Genomic DNA, 17,978 nt, shown 5'->3' with positions numbered 1-17,978 from the left:
CAAGCGCGGGGACAGGGCAGTTTTGACACATCCCTAAGCTCAAAAACCGTTCGTTGAAACGAAACGGCAAAAGAGAGCCTGCGGCGGAGGACTTATTGTATAAAACGCGTTTTTCAGAGTAAAAAAACATCCGAAACCGAACAAATGCTAATCTACTTTTCTGCTATCAAAAAGGGGCTTTTTCCTATGATCTGGCACCTTATCGCCATGAAGAGGGACTTTATCGCTCTGATCCGGAACTTTGTTGCTCTGAAGGTTGACTTCATATAGCGCGAAGTCAACCTTCAGAGCGATGAAGCGTTACTTCAAGGGAATTTTCTGCGCACCTCACAGCAATAAGCCTCCAAAATTTCCTTGGGATATTTGGAACGCTGTCCGTCTTTGTTCGCAAATAATCGATTCTCCGGGAGTTAAGGTTTATCACATTGTCGGCGTTTTCATCTTTCGATAATCAAATTGTACACTTTTCGCAATGGACTCGGCACCACATTTTCTCTGCAGTCAGCCGAGCCGGTTAAAATCATGAAAAGAGTCAATCCAAAATCGATCAAGATTTCGGATGAAATAGAAAAACAGTCGAAACAGGGGGTTAATGTATATTTTTCAATTTGCAGAAGATCCAAAACTAAGAAAAAGTGAGCTATCCCGTACAAAAAAAAGTCCCGAAGGGATCTAAGATCAGCCTTCGGGACAAAATACACCCTCAATTTTACAACTTAGTATTTATTCAAGCCTCACGGCTGTTTAATAAAGTTCTTGTTATACCTTTTATGCAGGTAATCTATTTAATTGAGAAGCTTTCCATTCAGGAAAACCATCAATATTGGCATATACATGGAACTGTAATTTATCATCTGCCACCTTTTTCAGCTCTGTTTTAGGAGCCAGTGGCAAACACATATCATCTACAGCGAACAATGCTTTTAGCAAAACTACATCGTACCCGTCGCGAATTACCTCTTTCTGTAGTACCACCGGCACATTTAACCTTGCCAGATAATAAGCAGAACGTTCATACGCGCACCATGCATTACCTTCGAGATATAAGTAGACACCATCCTGGTTGTCTATCTCATTCATCAAAACTTTTTCGACATCTGCTACACGTTCCATAATCTTACTTATTAAGTCCTCAATCTTTTATACGCAATCTCTTTATATGCAATAATTATATCGCAAAGATACAGGCTTATAAGTCAACCGCTGCGATGTAAAAGTATCAATTATACTACTCAAAGCTATCAAAGAGCTGATTATCGGCTTCTTTCTTGCGCAATTCGTCCAAATTGGCAGCTGCACCCTTCACTCCGGCTGCTTTTGCCTGTTCGAGCAATCTGCCGGCTTCACTCAAGTTGCCTTCCATCAGGTTCAACACACCACGTGCATGGATCGCTTCCGGACTGTTACCCGCTTTTGCCAGGTAATTACGTGCAGCGCTCAAATCTTTCTTTGACAAAGCGATATTTGCGGCATTCAGATTGGCTACCGGATCGTCGCTATACATACGGACAGCGATCTCGAACACGTCATTATAATCCTTGCTACCGATTTCGTAACTGTTGGCAACCGCAAACATTTCACTCAAGCTTAACTGTTGCGGATGAGTCTTGATAATCTCGCGGCCTTCTTCAACCGTAAATTCACGTACCGTATAATCAACACGGTATTCGGAACGGCGCAAAGACGGGAAAATACCGGCCAATACATAACGATAAGCAGCCCCGCCATTCAAAGCTCTCAATTCAGCTTCTTTCTTATCCGGGTCTTTATCGCTATTGATAATAGCCAAAACGGCATCACGGTCAGGCACCTGATTATCGGCTTCCACTTTAGCCTTGAAACCTTCCCAATCCTCGGGTACAGTTTCCAGTTTAAAGAAGCTCGATTTGAAATCATGTTTCTTTTCAATATAACCACGCAACGCTTTTACACGGTTTTCAGCCAGCACCGCATTGGATTTATAAGAACCTTCGGGTGAAGCATATCCTTTCAATACAATACCCGACAAGGTGATATTCTTATCATCCACTACAGTCTTGATCGTATTGTCGATCTTAGCCAGTTCGACCGCATTGTTACGGAAATCAGGCAAAATAGCATATCGTCCCACCTGAAAATCCAGATAAGCCGTACCCACTTCGGCACGATGTTTCACTGTTTCAGCTTCCGGAGAGATATAAGCCAGCGTCGGCATCACTTCATAGCGTTTGTCCGGACGTGTCATGACCTTATCGGCAATCAACAGCGGTTCGCCCTGCGCTTCCTTGCCGCAACCGCACATATTCGGTACCAGCACGAAACGGGCATCTTTCATCCATGATTCGAAAGGAATCGTCATCTTATAGTTAATCACGCTTTCGCTCTTTCCGGTCTGTACCACCAAAAAACGCGGTTCGTCCTGCAAGTTATTCAACGCAATCTCACGGTCATACACTTTCTGGCTGATCCGGCCGTTCAACAGGATGGATGGCAGACCTTCTTTCTGTGAAGCGGATTCCAGCACAGGAGTCAGCGTAAGATTCTCGCGCGACTTGATCTGGCTGCCGTCTACAGTAATAACAGCGTCGATCAGCAACTCTTTTCCTTGTTGTTTCAGTTCGTTACAAACTACTTTTACCGGGGCCTGAGCAAGGATAGCCGGCGAAATAACAGCCAACAAAGCGGCTGCCATATATAATTTTATTGTCTTCTTCATAGCTCCGATTATTTAATAAAGTAAATAATAGAAAGAGCAGCTTTCGTCACTCCGAAATAATCTTTATCTCCGGCAATTTTATCACCACAAACGGCACACGGATATTTGTCGTAGTCCAGATGCGCCCAACCAACACCGATCACAGCTTCCATACTCCAACGGTTACTCAACAACCACTGGTAACCATAAGACAGACCGGCACCGTAGAGATTACCTTGATAACGATTTTTCTCCATATTATCACTCAGGAATTTCATTCCGCCGACATTATAATCGGCATAATGAGCATGAACTCCAAAGAAATGACCGTTAAACTTCTCGCACAACCAATAGCGGGCTTCAGGTTGGATCATCCAGTGTTTCCAACGTGTGTCGTCACCGAACTTCCATCCGTTATAGTTTCCGGACAAGTCCAGTGTCCACTTCTTGCTCAATCCCATCTCAACCCCGAGGTTGATCGTTGCAGTAGCGTCGTACAGCAAGTTTGACTTCACCGCAAACTTCTGCCCATAGACATTAGTCATGCCAGCCAGAAGCAAAAAGAGGAAAAGTACTTTTTTCATACACTTCATTTTTTAATTATCTTTTGTTTTTCTATCCTATTATTAAACAACAATGGTGATAAAACTGTTTATTCCGATACAAAAATATAATAAGTCTTTACCACTCGCAATAGGTACACCTTTCAAGTTTCGCGGGCAAAGCTACCAAGAATTATCCAGATGATATAAATACCGATGAAAAAAGTAAGAAGAGAGAGAAATACCGATTCTTTAAAATCACAGCCGGAATGAGAGGTTTAAGGCTGAAATATTGAAGTATAATTAAAACTTTTCCGTATCTTCGCAAAAGTTTGAAGTATAATTAAAACTTTCCTCAAAATGAAGCAGCCTAAGAACATTATAAAGAGAAGCAACTATACAGATAAAATAGAGCCATTCATGCGCAAATCCATTATAAAGGCTCTAACCGGACAACGCCGTGTCGGGAAAAGCTTCCTGCTATACCAGCTTATTGAAACAATACGGCAGGAAGATCCGGCTGCCCACATTATCTATATCAACAAAGAAGATTTCGAATTCGATATATGCAGACTGCAAAAGATCTGTATGATTATATTGCCTCCAAACACATAGACGGCGCATACAATTACATATTCATCGATGAAATACAAGATATTGCTGGGTTCGAAAAGGCTCTCCGCTCTCTTCTACTGGATGAATACAATGATATCTATATTACAGGAAGCAACGCCAATCTGTTATCCGGCGAACTGGCGACTTACCTGAGTGGAAGATATATTGAAATCAAGGTCTACAGTCTTTCGTATCCTGAGTTTTTAGAATTTCACAAGCTCAACGACAATACGGAGAGTTACGATAAATACTGCAAATACGGTGGCCTCCCCTATCTGATCAATCTGCCTCTTAAAGAGGAAACGGCAAACGAATATCTGAAAAGCGTGTACAACACAATCGTTTTCCGCGACGTTGTCGCCCGCTATAACTTGCGGAGCACCTCGTTCCTGGAAAAACTGATCCAGTTCCTGTCTGAAAACATCGGTAACCTCTTTTCAGCCAAAGGAATCAGCGATTATCTGAAATCGCAACATTCCACAGTATCCGTCAACCAGGTGCAAAATTATGTAACCTACCTGACAAACGCATTCCTGATCCACAAAGTGCCTCGTTACGACCTTACCGGCAAACGCATCTTCGAGATCGGTGAAAAATACTACTTCGAGAATATGGGAATACGTAACATTATTGTCGGCTACCGGATTAACGACAGAGCCAAACTATTAGAAAACATTGTCTACAACCATCTTTTATACAAGGGTTATGAGGTAAAAGTCGGTATACAGGGCACGCAGGAGATCGATTTCATCTGCGAGAAAGAACAGGAAAAACTTTACATTCAAGTCGCCCTCAGGCTTGACAGCGAAAAGACAGTCGAACAGGAATATGGTAACCTGCTAAAGATACAGGATAATTATCCCAAAATCGTAATCTCCGAAGATGAATTTTCGGGAAATACTTATGAAGGGATCCGGCATTACACAATTCGGAAATTCCTGATGATGTAAACAAGCCGGCTCCCATTATAATTTTACACAAACCTTATAGGCCTACAATATTTATTGTTTTCCAAACCCCTCCTGCCTTTATATAGAACAAAGGGGGAGTCACTCCCGGCTTAATCCAAATAAACGTTTCATAAAAAACATTGGCTGCGCCGGTTTTCTGCTGGGCTGTAATACCTTCGGGCATATCTATCATTTGCCAGCCTCCGGAATAGTTCGTGAAAATCTGGATTTTTGCATAATACTTACCTTCATTACTATTATAGGTAGCTATAAGCGCAGAGGTATTTACGGCCAGATAATCGATACCGTCAGTCGTAATATCATTCAGTCCCTTCTCTATACATCCTTCCTGCGAGGCTTCTGCACCGACTGTCATTATCGTTGTCGAAGTGGAAAGACGGGAGGCATTATCCGGTATAGATTTATCAAACACATCTTTGGCCGAAATTAACCCATATTCATGAACCGCATCGATCTTGAATATATAGCGTGTATTTCTCATAAGGCTCATATCTTCATTGACTGTATTCTGCAACAGGAAATCCAGCCGATAATAGCCATCTTTCATCATTCCGTCAATCGTTGTTTTCCCTCGTATCACCATACACAGACTACGATGTACCTCATTATTCTCTAACTGTTCTGTTTTCAAAAGACTTTCCGGAATATAGAACTTGGTTCCCTTATTATCCAAACCCGTTTGGTGAAAAGCGGTTCCCAGATCCCGGCTACCTGTAGCGCCTGCCGGAATTGAAATTGTTCCTTTTTGCAATGTTCCGTCCGCCTTAATGGGGGCAACAAAACCTTTATCATAAGTACCGGCCAGATAAGCCTCTTCCAAGTCAAAATTAATCACCAGGTCTTCATCGACAAACACCTCTACACAGGCCATACTACGTGTCATAGGGATTGTGATCGGGGCATCGTCCGTATACAGTCCATTGGATAAAATCACCTCGCCCCACATCGGGATGTAGACCGTTCCACTCTGGGATGGAACATTAAACTCCAAACTCTTCAATATATCGGCTTTTGACGTTCCCAGAGTAAAATTGTAACTTAAGGAAGAAGGAAGATTTGCCAAAACCATCAACGTAACGGGATCATGGGTCGCTTTCAAATTAGCCGTAACCGCTTTCGTTGCATCTCCGTTTACAGGCACAGAACCTTGTACCTGATAGATCAGCTGTCCGGACTGGTCAAACATATACACCCAAAGATCTTTGATCTGATTATCTTCTGCCGAGGCGGCTTTTGTCGCGGTTGGCAACTGCATATCAGACAACTCCAACCTGATCTTAGCTATCACATCATCATTGCCTCCCTTTACTACGTCTTCCTGCGAACAAGAAACTAACAAACAAAGGAATGTCAATATATAGATTAAATTATATGTCCTCATATATTTTCTATTAATTATTTTGTTTTACAGATATTTCAATCGGCTCCAATCCTTCCGGTCTTACAGTGACTGTTCCATATCGAACAGTAGCATTGTTACCATTATTTCTATCAGCTGTTATAGTAAGTATATTACCATTTATCGACGTAGAAAGCCAATTCTGTGCACTAGACGCAGTCCAAGACAAATTTTCCAAATTTGTTATTGTAACAGTCGTACTCCGGGAGCTGGCTTGGCCAGTTCCGCGTGCCAATTCCACAGACAATTTATCTACAGAAAATCCGGTATATCCTATTGCACGTTGAATGACCTTAATCGGATACGTATTTCCTTTTGATGTCCGAATCACAAGTGTTGCTTCACGCTCTGCTCCTGTATTTTCTTCTGATGCCGTAAAGAGGATGTTTTGCCCGGCACCGGCATCCGGATTTCCGGAATACTTATCCAAATAGAACCAAGGTGCCCCCGGATTAATGACTTCCCAGGTTTCATTAATAACTTTAATCGTTGCCGATTTTGTAGAACCGTTCGGTGCTTTTAAAGACACTTCTGCTGGAAATTCATTCAATTCTCCAAAATCCTGGGCTTCCTGAATCTTCACACAACGTACAGAACCCGCAAACTGGGTCTTGGCATAAAGATAAGTATATTGTGTCTCAATAAATTTATGCAAGTGGCGTCCATTTGCCGTATTGTTGGGCTCTGTCCCATGCAGGAACATAGCACCAGGTCTGAAAGCTTCACCACCCGCTCCATACTTAATCGGAGTATTTGTCCAAACTATACTGTTCACCTTTAATGAACTATAGCCATCGACATTCGATAACGGATAATCGACATCCTCGCCCTCTGCCCACGAACCGGGATCGTACATACCACCTAACGGGAACCAAGTACTGTTGGCGACAGAAGTCGTCGTATTGGTAGCTGAAGGTCGGGTATTACTCGTATAGTTGATCCAGAAACCATAATGACTTGCACTACTGTTATAGTCGTTACCTGACGGTATATAGGTATTATTTCCATTGTAGTTATTTTTATAATTGTCATCATTATGGAACAAATAAGCCAATAACGGCGGTACACGATATCCAACAGGACATGGGTCATAAATCGTCTTATTCCCCTCGTTTACAGCAGCACCATTAAACTTTTCCATTCCCGAGGCGTTCCCCAGAAATAAGTTCCGTTTGTTTCCACATTACATAATCCGGTCTTCAACAAATCAGTCGGATACTTAATGGACTGTTCCAAAGAGGTAGTTCCCGTAACTCCCCAAGTGTATATTCTTGTTCCCTGACCAGCAGGCTGGTAATTATAGGTTACCCGCCTTGTTGGATTCTGTGCGCCATTGGCACCGATAAACGGATCCTTACGTCCCCACTGATACAAGAGGCCTAAGGCGTCGTCCCCCGGCTTGCTCGACAGGGCACCAAGATAACGATCTATAAAGGTGTATTCTTTGGAATTACCCTTCCAGTTTTCAGTCCGTACATTTACTAATCCATTGCCTCCGTCAAACTCGGGCACTACCCAGATGTGCCAGGACCAGATACACTCGTTATTTTGGTTGAAAGCACCAATCAAGGCATTTCCCCCTTTCCCTCCAGATGTTTTCGTTATGTCGACATGGTAATTAACAACACCGCTAAAGCTATTATCCGGATTAACCGGAATGCTTATCTGATCATATATACCATTCCCATTCTCCAGACGAACCAGCTCCTCCGATGTCTCCCAAATAATTCCAATCCTTACCGGACGTAGCTTCAAACTTTCTTCCGGAACTAATTGTACTCCATCTGCAATCATACCGTCACGGCCATTCCCTTTCACGCTTACATTCAACGGATAGGTTCCCGATTCACCTCGAATATAACAGTTAGCCGTTTCATCCGGGTCGATCTTCACCAAAATCTTCTTCTTCAATTGTCCGGATTGAATATAAAAAGAGCCGGCTGCCAGCTTATTAAAGTTTGTTGGCTTAATGGCAACCGTATTACCATCAATCTGCTCCAATTCAAAACCATCCAAGTTCTCGTCTACAATAGTCCAGCTTGACCATGTTGTCGTAATATGCAAATTAGCCGGATCTTTCTGGTTCGGATTGAAGTAGAACAGATTTGAGCTTACTGTCAACGTATTTTGTTCATACGGAGAACGCATATAGACATCACTCATCTCTTCAATGGAAACGACCAGGTCATTTTCGCCGGTACCGACGCTTGTTACATTTATCTTATAGGTATGGTTACGAAGAATATTTAAGGCTTCTCCGTCTGCCTTACCGGTTGCGGTCATATAGACACGATACATTTTGTCCACACCGCCAATCTGTCCTCTGATAGTCAGATAAACTCCATCATAAGAAGAGGAAGATACCGATTTGGCTGCTTCCGGAATATATATTTCATTCACACAGGTATTGTTGCTTACAGCATCTCCATCATAGACCAACGATGTATTCATATTTGGAGAATCCGGTAAGGTCGGAACTGTTACATTATTGTTTACCAATGACGAAGTTGGCACAATCAAACCATTGTTCAACGAATTATTGACTTGTATGGACGACATGGTAAACTTGCTGCTTGCACTTTCCGAGAAAGTGACATTGATACGAGCCAAAGCCCTCAACAAGTCCACTTCGATCGGCACAGTTGTAATCGCCCCACTATATTCGCCCCACATTGGGAAACGACGGTAATTATCCTTGCTGGTAGCATTCCATTTACTATTGACCGTATAAGCCAAACGTTTCAGATAAGCGTTTTTCGTATCGCTTGTTTGGATCGTCGGAATCGTTGTCAACGTACCATCATTCGTCTCACCTTCATTGACTACATTCGCCAAAACCACAATCGACACGCTTTCACTGGTTGTCCGCATCGAAATCTTTTTAGAAATATGGGCGCCCCCATTATCATCCGCCTGCTGTTCAGTATCGCTAACCTTCACGGAAGAAATTGAACTCTCCGGCACATAATAGCCTTGACTGTCGAAAACCAATATCTTCAGCACTTCCACTTTTGCCTCTTCTGCCGAAGTGATAGCACGAGTGGCAACCTGTGTCGGATTAGGTAAGTACAGGTTCAGATTAACTGCGACTTCCTCTCCGCTTTTCCCTTTCGATACGATATCTTCATCCACGCAAGACGAAAAAGCCAATAGACACAAGAGCAATAAATTGATATACTTCTTCATACCTGATTAATTTTTTCTTATTATTTAAATTCTACCCCATTAGTTCCACCAATCAAAACTTCGTTCCAAGGAACAACTTCAAGAGACTCGATACCGGCAGCGGTAATATTAAGGATCACATTCATTTTATACCAGTAACCAGCCTGCACGTAATTATGTCCGGTTGTATTTGTATCTCTTAGTGGATTAATTACATAAGTACGAGTATCGACTCTTCCGTTCACTGTAAATGTCAGTGTCATTGTCAGATGATCATCGCCTGTCGCATTCGGAAAAACACTTGTACGCAAGTTTTCAATCGTAGAAGCCGTTTCCAGTCCCTGAGCGTCAAGTTTGGATGACTCATCTTTATAATTATTGATTGTTGCTTCATTTTTAAGGGCTACCGGGATAAGATATCCATTAGTAAGGATATCTTTTGTCCCGGAAAGAGCGCCTTCCGTGCCACCCAAAGTGACAGAGCCTTTCAAATTAGAAAGTGTAATTGCGGTTAAACGAACTTTCGTGTCGTAAATATTATCCTTATATCTTACATAAAAACCATCAAAACTGACTAATGCGGTTATTTCTTTGACCAGAATAGAAACGTTTACGGTTGATTCCGTAGTCGGAGCTGTCGAAGGAGAACCGGTTATGCCAGTCCAGGAAATCGATTCTTCACCCACTTTCACCATTTTGCCTGCATCCGAACTTACAACGTTCATGATACCTGCTTTATCAGCCTTTGTATCCAACTCGTTCTTCAAATCATCACAGTTGACAACAGCTAAAATAGATACCCCCTGGTTCATTTTTACAAGGAAATTGATTGAAGAAGGAGTAGAATCAACATACCGGCGATTAAGTACCTCACCATTACCATCTAAAATAAAGTAGTAACAGTTATTTACAGAGCCATAAGTAGCTTCACCAGCAGGATGAGACTCACCAGCTTTTGTAATTACATCCGCCGTAGCCACCTTTACTGATAAATAAGTGTCTTTTGTCAATTGTCCGGAATCACTATTTCCCATCATATCGTCTTCCATAGAGCAAGATGCCATTGCAACTAAGCAGCAAATAATCGATAATATATTCTTCAGTTTCATAACCTAATATTTTTTCGTTTAACTTACATTGCAAAAGTAGGGTGAATATTAAGATTATGCGATAGGTGAGAATGTCAAGATTAATAGGTGAAAATACCAATGTATTAAATTGATAGATGCGCCCTTAAAATACGATAGAAACACCTTAAAACAGATGCTTTTCAACTTCTCAACTACTGTATGACAAGAATTTACAAATTCATTGCCCACTTTTTACAAATTGAATTATATTAGGTTGTTTTTCAAAGCGTGCAAGCAATTACACGCAATAAATACCACTCAAATATAGTACATTTAAGGTATATTCAGTACTCTAATTATCCATTTTTATCATTCTTGACAAAGAAATAAAGTTACAAATAGACACATCAAAGGCGACGCAACACCCGGCTGGAATGTTGCGTAACGAACCGTGCATCTACTATCGTACAGGTACGGGGGGAAAGGAAATAATCAGATTATTCTTCAGGCCATCTTAACCCAGACGCGCTTGCCGTCGAAGGTGATAGCCATTTTGAGGATATCGGTGACTCCGGCTGCCCGGAGCGTGGCGGCATACTGTTTGTCTTCAATCTGCCGAAGGGCGGAGTCCAATACACTTTCGACAGATTCGTCGTACATCGGATCATAAAGCTTCAACTCCATGATCACACCCTGCCGGCTCAAGTCGCGCGGACGGAGCAGGATATCATAACGACCAAGCCCCGATTCGCGGTTGCTGCTCACTTCATAAGCGCCGCTGCTGACAAGCATACCTAACAGGAAAGCCTGGTAGACCTTCTCCGGCTCACGGCCGCTCGTATCGTAATAAGAGAGCGTATTGACGACAAAATCGTTCAACGTACGCTGGAAGATCGGCATATTGTTTTCCTTCAATGCTTGCAACATCAGCTCCAGGCGGTCGTTCTTCACCGGGCCTCCGTCTATCCAACTCTGGATGATCGTACGGTAGACGGTTTTCACTTCACGGTTGGGTATCTGCAACTCATATTCGATCAGATCATCATTGTTCAACACCGGGTCTGTGGCCTTCAGATAGCCGCTGAAAAGCATGAACGACCAGATATTAGAGGGTTTAGCCAGCAAATCAGGGAACGCTAACTTGTCGTTTATCACACTGCGGATAGGTTCACCCTGTATCAGCGACTCCACTCCCATGCGTATCTGCGACGGACCGTCGGCAAGCAGGTGACGCAACAAGACGTCAGAACCGGTATTTACCCAGTAAGGAGCTAAGACGCCATCATACATGATATAATTGAGCACAGACCAGGGATTATAGACCGTCAATCCTCCGAATAAATAACCATCATACCATTGTTTTACCGAATCAGCCCCGTCTCCTAATGAATAATCATTTAACAGGGTATTCGTCTCTTCCTGCGTGAAGCCAAAGGATGTACACACCGGGCGGTCCAACAATGAAAACACAGCTATATTATTCAATCCGCTGAAGATTGATTCCTTGCTGACCCGCAGGATACCGGTGATAACGCCGCGAAAGATATCCGTATTATCTTTGAACACCAGGCTCATAAAGTTGCGCATAAAACCGATCATACGATCGTAATACCCTTTGTCGAAAGCGACATGGATCGGGGTGTCATACTCGTCGAGCAGCACGAGGGGCGGCATGCCCCAATGGGTCGTTAACATAGTCGACAACATAAGCAGCGAGTTTTGCAACTGCACCTCTGTTGCCTGTTTTTCTATGATAGCATTGAAGTCATGGATATATACGGGTTCGGTACGCGGATCTTCCAATAAGTACTTATGCCGGAGGAATTCATTTTGTAACTCCTGCCCGAACATCATCAAAAATTGGTCGAAACTATCCGCTTTGCAATCCTTCAGCGTGACCAATATCACCGGATATTTTCCTTGATAGCGGTCGAAGTCTTTCCACTGTTCGATGCTTTTACCCTCGAACAACGGACGATAGACGTTGCCTTCCGTCCTCTCGAAGAAATAGCGGAGCGTCGAGAGGTTCAGCGTCTTACCGAAACGACGCGGACGCGGAAGAAGCGTGATCAAACTGCCTTCTTCTATGATCTGGCGGATAAAGTCGGTCTTATCCACATAATAATAATCTTCCTCTATCAGCTTCTTATAATCGCTGATGCCTATCGGTAACTTTTTCCGGTCCATACGTCGCTGCTTTTATCGTGCTTACAAATATAGGAATTATTACTTCATTCCCTACCGATCAGAACCGCATTATTGCGTTTTTGGTCAAACCTGCACAGCGGGCTGAACCGTATGTATCATGTGGCATTATTAATGAATGGACAACGGATTAGGGGAGAGAGTTTCACAATTTGACAGAAGTGAACCTGTAAATGATGATTTATCGGTGCGTCGCTATGTTTGTATTACCGGACGCAGATTTCGCAGATAACGCAGACGAACGCAGATCATTTATTGTTTTAAAAGAAAATAAGTCTGCGTTCCTCTGCGTTATCTGCGCCCGTCTGCGTCCGGTAAATACGAGCAAACGCACCGATAAATCATCATTTACCCTTCCACACAATTCAAAAACAATATATCAAGAGAATAGAACCAGACCTTACCGCATAAAAAAAGGCAACCTGCATCGCAGATTGCCTTTTTATAGGTAGTATTTTAATCAATTAATTAGCATCGTCTTCAGTCTGTTCGATTACATTCCAAGGAGCAACTTCAATAGTTGCTGCTACATGAGTGTTCAATAGAATTTCGTCTTCGTTAGGAGAACCTTCACCCGTAATGGTGATATTCAATTTATATATATTGTTCTTCAAAACTTCAGGAACACTAGTTGGTGTGTTATCTTTCAAAAGAACACGCAGATGTCTTGTCGAGGACTCACCTGCCGCATTTGTAAAATTAACAATAAGGATAACACCTGTTTCATAGATACCATCTTTATGCTCTTCTTTTACTTCTGTTGTAGTTCTCGGAACATTTGAAAAGATGTACTTTTGAAATTTATTATCTTTAAATGAGATCTTTTTCTCTACTAAACCTGTCGTTTTATAGTTATCACCACCATAAGAAACTAAGAAAGAATTATCAGTTTTACCCTTACACGCCGGATCAATCCAATATTGTGAAGCTTCATATTTAGCAGATTCATAACCTTTCACATAACTACCATAGCCACCTACAAATGTTGATTCATTTTTAACATTCGCCAAAGCAATCCCGGTCAGTTCAATCGTAGCATTCGGATATTCCGTTATACTTAATGTTACAGATTCTACCTCTACTCTTGAAATCAAGCGGGTCAGAAGAACATGATCATCTTGTTTATAGGCTGGTGGAGTAGGCGCAGTTTGTGCTTCATCGCTAACAGCCTCAGTTGACACTACTCCTCCAGCATCTTTAACCCAGTTTTCCCAATAAGTTGTACCATTATCATTTTTGATAATAGTCGGTTTTAGTCCTTCTATTTTAATTGTTTTACTAACCATTGGAAGATAAGTACCGATAGTATATGCAGTTGCCTTTTTCGTCAAGACAGTCTCTTTCAAAGCACCTAAAGTAGCAGGTGCAGAACCTCCATTCAATTCGCAGTTACCCAAAAAGACAGCAGTAAATACATCATTGGAAGATGTTCCATCAGCATTAGGAGTAACCTTTACTGTTATATGCTTGATCTCTGTAATTGTTTTACCAGCGGCAATATCCTCTGCTGTAAGTTCTTCTGTTTTAGAAGCAGCAAAAGTTGCAGCATCACCCTCTCCTTTATAGATCAGAGCTGTTAATTTTTTTACTTTACCTTCATTCCCTGTTCCAGGATCTGTTGCTTTTGTCTGCAAAGCTGCAGTCACCCCAAAAGATACATAAGCATCCACCGGACCCATTTGGGAATAGTCTATCGTTTCATCTTTTGAACAGCTTGCCATCGTGCAAACTGCCAAACTTGCTAAAAAAATATTCCGTAGTTTCATCAGTTTATATTTTTAATCGTTTATACTTTTATTTATTTTACCCTAAACTATTTAATAATGACTTCTTGGTTTATAGGTCCCCAACCTATTACTTCCACCTGAACATTCAGGTTACCGGTTGACGGTTCGGGATCAGGACCTGGACCCGGAGGTGTCGGTTCATCTTCTGTAATACCCGTGAAACTGTTTGGACCGAATGAGATATTCAAACGGTAGATGTAGTTACGTTTCACATATTTGTGAGCCTCTCCTCTTACAATTGTTCCGTTTTCATTGATTGTAGCGGCGAATGCTTTTGTTTCAGCCTGGTAGCCATTGGAAGCCAGAAGAGTAGCATTGATCACAACCTGCGTCGGATTGTTCTCGTCTGCATTCTCCATTACATACTGGCGGAAAGGCGTTCCAGATATAGGCAGATTCTGTCCTAAAGTTGCAGGCGAACCGTTTGCCAGATTTCCGTCTGCCATCACTGCACCCCAGTAAGCCGTACTGGCAAAGCGGGAAGCGGTTTTCTGATTGGCAAGATAGATACTATTAATCCGAACAGTACGTCCTCTCAAAGATGCTTTCGCATCGAAATTCGTCGTAGCACCGGCCAATTCTACACGGGCAGCAAGACGGGTTAACTCTAATGGAGTATTGAGATTGTTGATATTCGTTTGTGAAGTATATCCGATATAGTTATCTCCATCCGTTAAAGCTGCATCAGCAGCAATCACCTGGGCACTCATGGCCAGATTCGTTTGAGATTGGTCAGCCAACTGTGCCAAACGATCCTAGAATGCAGCATAGGTGGTTACTCCACTAAATGCATTTGCCGGAACATTGGCAAGAATAGCGATCAAAGCATTGGTTGCCTTGGTCGGGACGTTCAAGACAGTTGTTACATCATCACTGGAAGTCGACATACCCTCTGTCCAATATGGATCAACCAGAATCTGCGAACCATCCGCCGAGAAAGAAAGGACTGTTATACTATTTATATTCGTCTCACCTTCCAAAGCATACTCATCTCCACCAGCTTTCAAGCCCGATCCCGGAACAGAAGGCTTCAAAGAGATATTTACTTTGGCATCCTTCAGGTCCTTCACATTTACAGGCTCGCTGTCTTTCGAACAACTCACCAAAGCGGCTAATGATAAACCGATTGCTATTATATTTCTTAGTTTCATATCTTTACTTCTTTAGAGATTAAAATTCGATATCATCATCCACTACACCCCAGCGAGTGATTTGCATACGGGCTGAAATAGTCCCATCTTCACCAAAAACAAATAGTACATTCAAACGTCCTGCTTCCGGTATTTCAAAAGGTTTAATCACTCCCTTGTCATCTTCAGCTTCATAAATTGTCTTATCGATTTTTCCATCCGCACTGGTAATCCGGATACCCAAATTTTCACCGGCAAATGAATTTTGTTTTCCTCCATATTCATTATCATCAATCACCCCTGTAGTCAACCATTCTTGTGCAGTGTCGTATTGTCCTTCCGGATTATAGGCAACACTATCGCCAGCCAGCTTTCCGGAGTTATCGTAAGTATCCAATGTCTGATTAATATAAAAATCAAAGTCAGATGCACTTTTCAGTCCATAAGCTTTCAAACCATTCGACAGACCAAGTGTCTTAATCGTATAAGTTCCAGTTTTCTGACGAATAATAACTTCGCCGTTTCCTCCGGTAACTCCACTACCCAAAGTAGTAACTTCTTTTGAACCGTAGTACAAACTGTCGGGTGACTGTGCATATCCATTGGCGCTCTTCAACTGAACCTTCAGGTCATCCATGTTTTTAGGTTGGGTGACATTCTGGTTTCCACCTTCCAAGTTACCCCAGGCTACAATATACAACTTGGTATTATCCGGATAGTTATCCAGTGTAATTTCTTTTCTTGATGTGATAAACTCTTTATCCACCTTACGTGATTCCAGGAAGTTCTTGTTTGCATCGAAGATGTACAAGGTAGCATCCGAAACCTCGCCCAAAGCTGTAATATCGATAGGTCCGTCCTCAATCACACGTTCCACCTTCAACGTCAGTTTGTAACATTCAGCCAGATCATCCTTGATACAACTGGTCAACAGCGCAGCAAGCAAACCGGCTACCAGTATAAGAGACTGCTTTATTATTGCTATATGTTTCATAATAATTTATTTTTATATCTTATTATTACCCTATTTCTTAATTAATCTACCGGTTGTTCGATGTTGATTACATTCCAAGCAGCAACTTCCACCTGTGCGGCTACGTGAGCAAATGCGGCCGGAGTGAAAGGATCAGGTGATCCGGTTCCGGCTATTGTCAGGCTAACAATATATTTCGTATTACGCTTAACGTGTTCATAACCGGGATTGTTATCGTTTGCCCCCCTAAAGTCCGCATCATTTACGATTACAGTAAAATAACGCTTAGGGACTTTTATCCACAATTCACTTGCTTCTGTAGCTGCTTTATCTTTAGCAACAGCCGATGCTCCTTCTTGATTTGAATAATAGAAATCACCTTCGACGATAAGCAATGTATTATTTTCAGATGTTTTCCAATTCTCGTACACATAAAATGGAGTACCGCCACAAGCAAACATATCTGTAATAGTATTTTCTTTAGCAGTTTCTGATACTTCCAAAAGAGGAGGTTGTTTTTCAGAACGAATCACTGTTCCTAAACGGGGAAGATTTGTGGCAGCTGCAGTTTTATAAGTTCCGGTAGCATCTTTCCAACCTTCAGAGCCGATATAATAAGAAGCACCTGATGCTTCACAATATCCATTGTCATTTTCATCTATATAAGAACCACCTTTTGCATTTGCAATAAACACGCTGTCTACAAACAGACGGGCAGTTCCATATTCTTCCGGCAATTGCAAAGTTATTTGCTTTAATTCGACATAGGCAACAGTACGAACAAGCTCGATTCCTGTCAAATCTGTATCCGTAGCCTGAACAACCACTTGTTTATTTGAATTCCAACCTACATAATTATCACCCGGTTGCAACGTCACAGCAATCAGCTTACTCATGGTAAGGCCTTTATCAGTTGAACTCTGAACATTCACTTCATTCTTAAGATCTGTTGTCAAAGCTAAAACATCAGATTTATTATAATGTCCGGTCCCTTTATTTTGAGTGACATATCCACTAATTGTGCCAACTACTTCCGATTCCAGGTTTGCAATCAGCAACATCTCGACATCCCCGGAAAGAAGACCTTCTCCCGACAGACTTGCAATTCCATCAGCATTTTGAGTAACACTTCCGGAAAAAGAGGCAACCACATCACCAGCGTTATATCCATTAGCCGTATAAGCGCCCTTATTAAAGACTACAACCGTCAATGTTTTAATCACATCGTCTCCCTTAGACCAATCTTGCGCATTAGCAGCTTTTGTAGCCTTAGTAATTACCCTATCCTTCGTTTGTACCGACATAGCCATCGTTGCATCAGCAACAACCGGTGTCTTTGGCTGTTCCACAGCCGGATCATCGCTATCCGAGCAGGCAAACATCGCACAAACCATCAATGTTAATAATAAGCAACTTTTCAGTTTCATAATATAGATATTATTTTGTT

General features: G+C 42.1%; 13 protein-coding genes and 1 pseudogene. 1 reads left to right on the top strand and 13 read right to left on the bottom strand.

The window, feature by feature from the left end:
• Positions 1-768: 768 nt before the first annotated feature.
• The 3 genes from DW083_RS04705 to DW083_RS04695 form a co-directional block, all read right to left on the bottom strand.
• Positions 769-1,113, bottom strand: coding sequence for a hypothetical protein (locus DW083_RS04705; RefSeq protein ID WP_115500981.1), 345 nt, complete (start codon positions 1,111-1,113; stop codon positions 769-771).
• A gap of 115 nt (positions 1,114-1,228) precedes the next feature.
• The gene (locus DW083_RS04700) at positions 1,229-2,695 is read right to left on the bottom strand and encodes a DUF3868 domain-containing protein (protein ID WP_115500982.1); all 1,467 of its coding nucleotides are present in this window, start codon (positions 2,693-2,695) and stop codon (positions 1,229-1,231) included.
• Positions 2,696-2,703: 8 nt separating this feature from the next.
• Positions 2,704-3,258, bottom strand: a complete 555-nt coding sequence (locus DW083_RS04695) for a DUF3575 domain-containing protein (protein WP_115500983.1) — start codon at positions 3,256-3,258, stop codon at positions 2,704-2,706.
• Between the two features lie 318 nt (positions 3,259-3,576).
• Here DW083_RS04695 and DW083_RS04690 point away from each other — a divergent pair.
• Positions 3,577-4,781, top strand: a pseudogene (locus DW083_RS04690) (ATP-binding protein).
• A 34-nt stretch (positions 4,782-4,815) separates the two neighbouring features.
• Here the strand turns inward: DW083_RS04690 and DW083_RS04685 are convergent.
• The 10 genes from DW083_RS04685 to DW083_RS04635 form a co-directional block, all read right to left on the bottom strand.
• Positions 4,816-6,183, bottom strand: a complete 1,368-nt coding sequence (locus DW083_RS04685; RefSeq protein WP_122331609.1) for a fimbrial protein — start codon at positions 6,181-6,183, stop codon at positions 4,816-4,818.
• Between the two features lie 10 nt (positions 6,184-6,193).
• Entirely contained in the window at positions 6,194-7,342 is a 1,149-nt protein-coding gene (locus DW083_RS04680) for a BACON domain-containing protein (protein ID WP_122331608.1), read from the bottom strand.
• Positions 7,315-9,387 (bottom strand): fimbrial protein, encoded by a 2,073-nt coding sequence (locus DW083_RS04675; RefSeq protein ID WP_122331607.1) that lies wholly within the window; start codon positions 9,385-9,387, stop codon positions 7,315-7,317. The genes DW083_RS04680 and DW083_RS04675 overlap by 28 nt, the downstream gene beginning before the upstream one ends.
• Before the next feature lie 20 nt (positions 9,388-9,407).
• The gene (locus DW083_RS04670; RefSeq protein ID WP_122331606.1) at positions 9,408-10,475 is read right to left on the bottom strand and encodes a hypothetical protein; all 1,068 of its coding nucleotides are present in this window, start codon (positions 10,473-10,475) and stop codon (positions 9,408-9,410) included.
• A gap of 465 nt (positions 10,476-10,940) precedes the next feature.
• Positions 10,941-12,623, bottom strand: a complete 1,683-nt coding sequence (locus tag DW083_RS04665) for an AAA family ATPase (protein WP_122331605.1) — start codon at positions 12,621-12,623, stop codon at positions 10,941-10,943.
• A 482-nt stretch (positions 12,624-13,105) separates the two neighbouring features.
• Complete coding sequence (locus DW083_RS04655) at positions 13,106-14,407, bottom strand: fimbrial protein (protein ID WP_122331603.1); 1,302 nt, start codon at positions 14,405-14,407, stop codon at positions 13,106-13,108.
• A gap of 47 nt (positions 14,408-14,454) precedes the next feature.
• Positions 14,455-15,177 carry a hypothetical protein gene (locus DW083_RS04650; RefSeq protein WP_147382085.1) on the bottom strand — a complete coding sequence of 241 codons (723 nt, stop codon included), beginning with the start codon at positions 15,175-15,177 and terminating at the stop codon, positions 14,455-14,457.
• A 6-nt stretch (positions 15,178-15,183) separates the two neighbouring features.
• Positions 15,184-15,579: a fimbrial protein gene (locus DW083_RS04645; RefSeq protein ID WP_122331601.1), complete on the bottom strand. Its 396-nt coding sequence runs from the start codon at positions 15,577-15,579 to the stop codon at positions 15,184-15,186.
• 19 nt (positions 15,580-15,598) lie between these two features.
• On the bottom strand, positions 15,599-16,552 hold the full coding sequence (locus DW083_RS04640; RefSeq protein ID WP_122331600.1) for a FimB/Mfa2 family fimbrial subunit: 954 nt from the start codon (positions 16,550-16,552) through the stop codon (positions 15,599-15,601).
• Positions 16,553-16,593: 41 nt separating this feature from the next.
• Positions 16,594-17,958: a fimbrial protein gene (locus DW083_RS04635; protein ID WP_122331599.1), complete on the bottom strand. Its 1,365-nt coding sequence runs from the start codon at positions 17,956-17,958 to the stop codon at positions 16,594-16,596.
• Positions 17,959-17,978 lie beyond the last annotated feature (20 nt).

Source organism: Parabacteroides sp. AF48-14, assembly GCF_003477465.1.
Lineage (GTDB): Bacteria > Bacteroidota > Bacteroidia > Bacteroidales > Tannerellaceae > Parabacteroides > Parabacteroides acidifaciens.
This window is presented reverse-complemented; position numbering and strand designations above follow the sequence as displayed.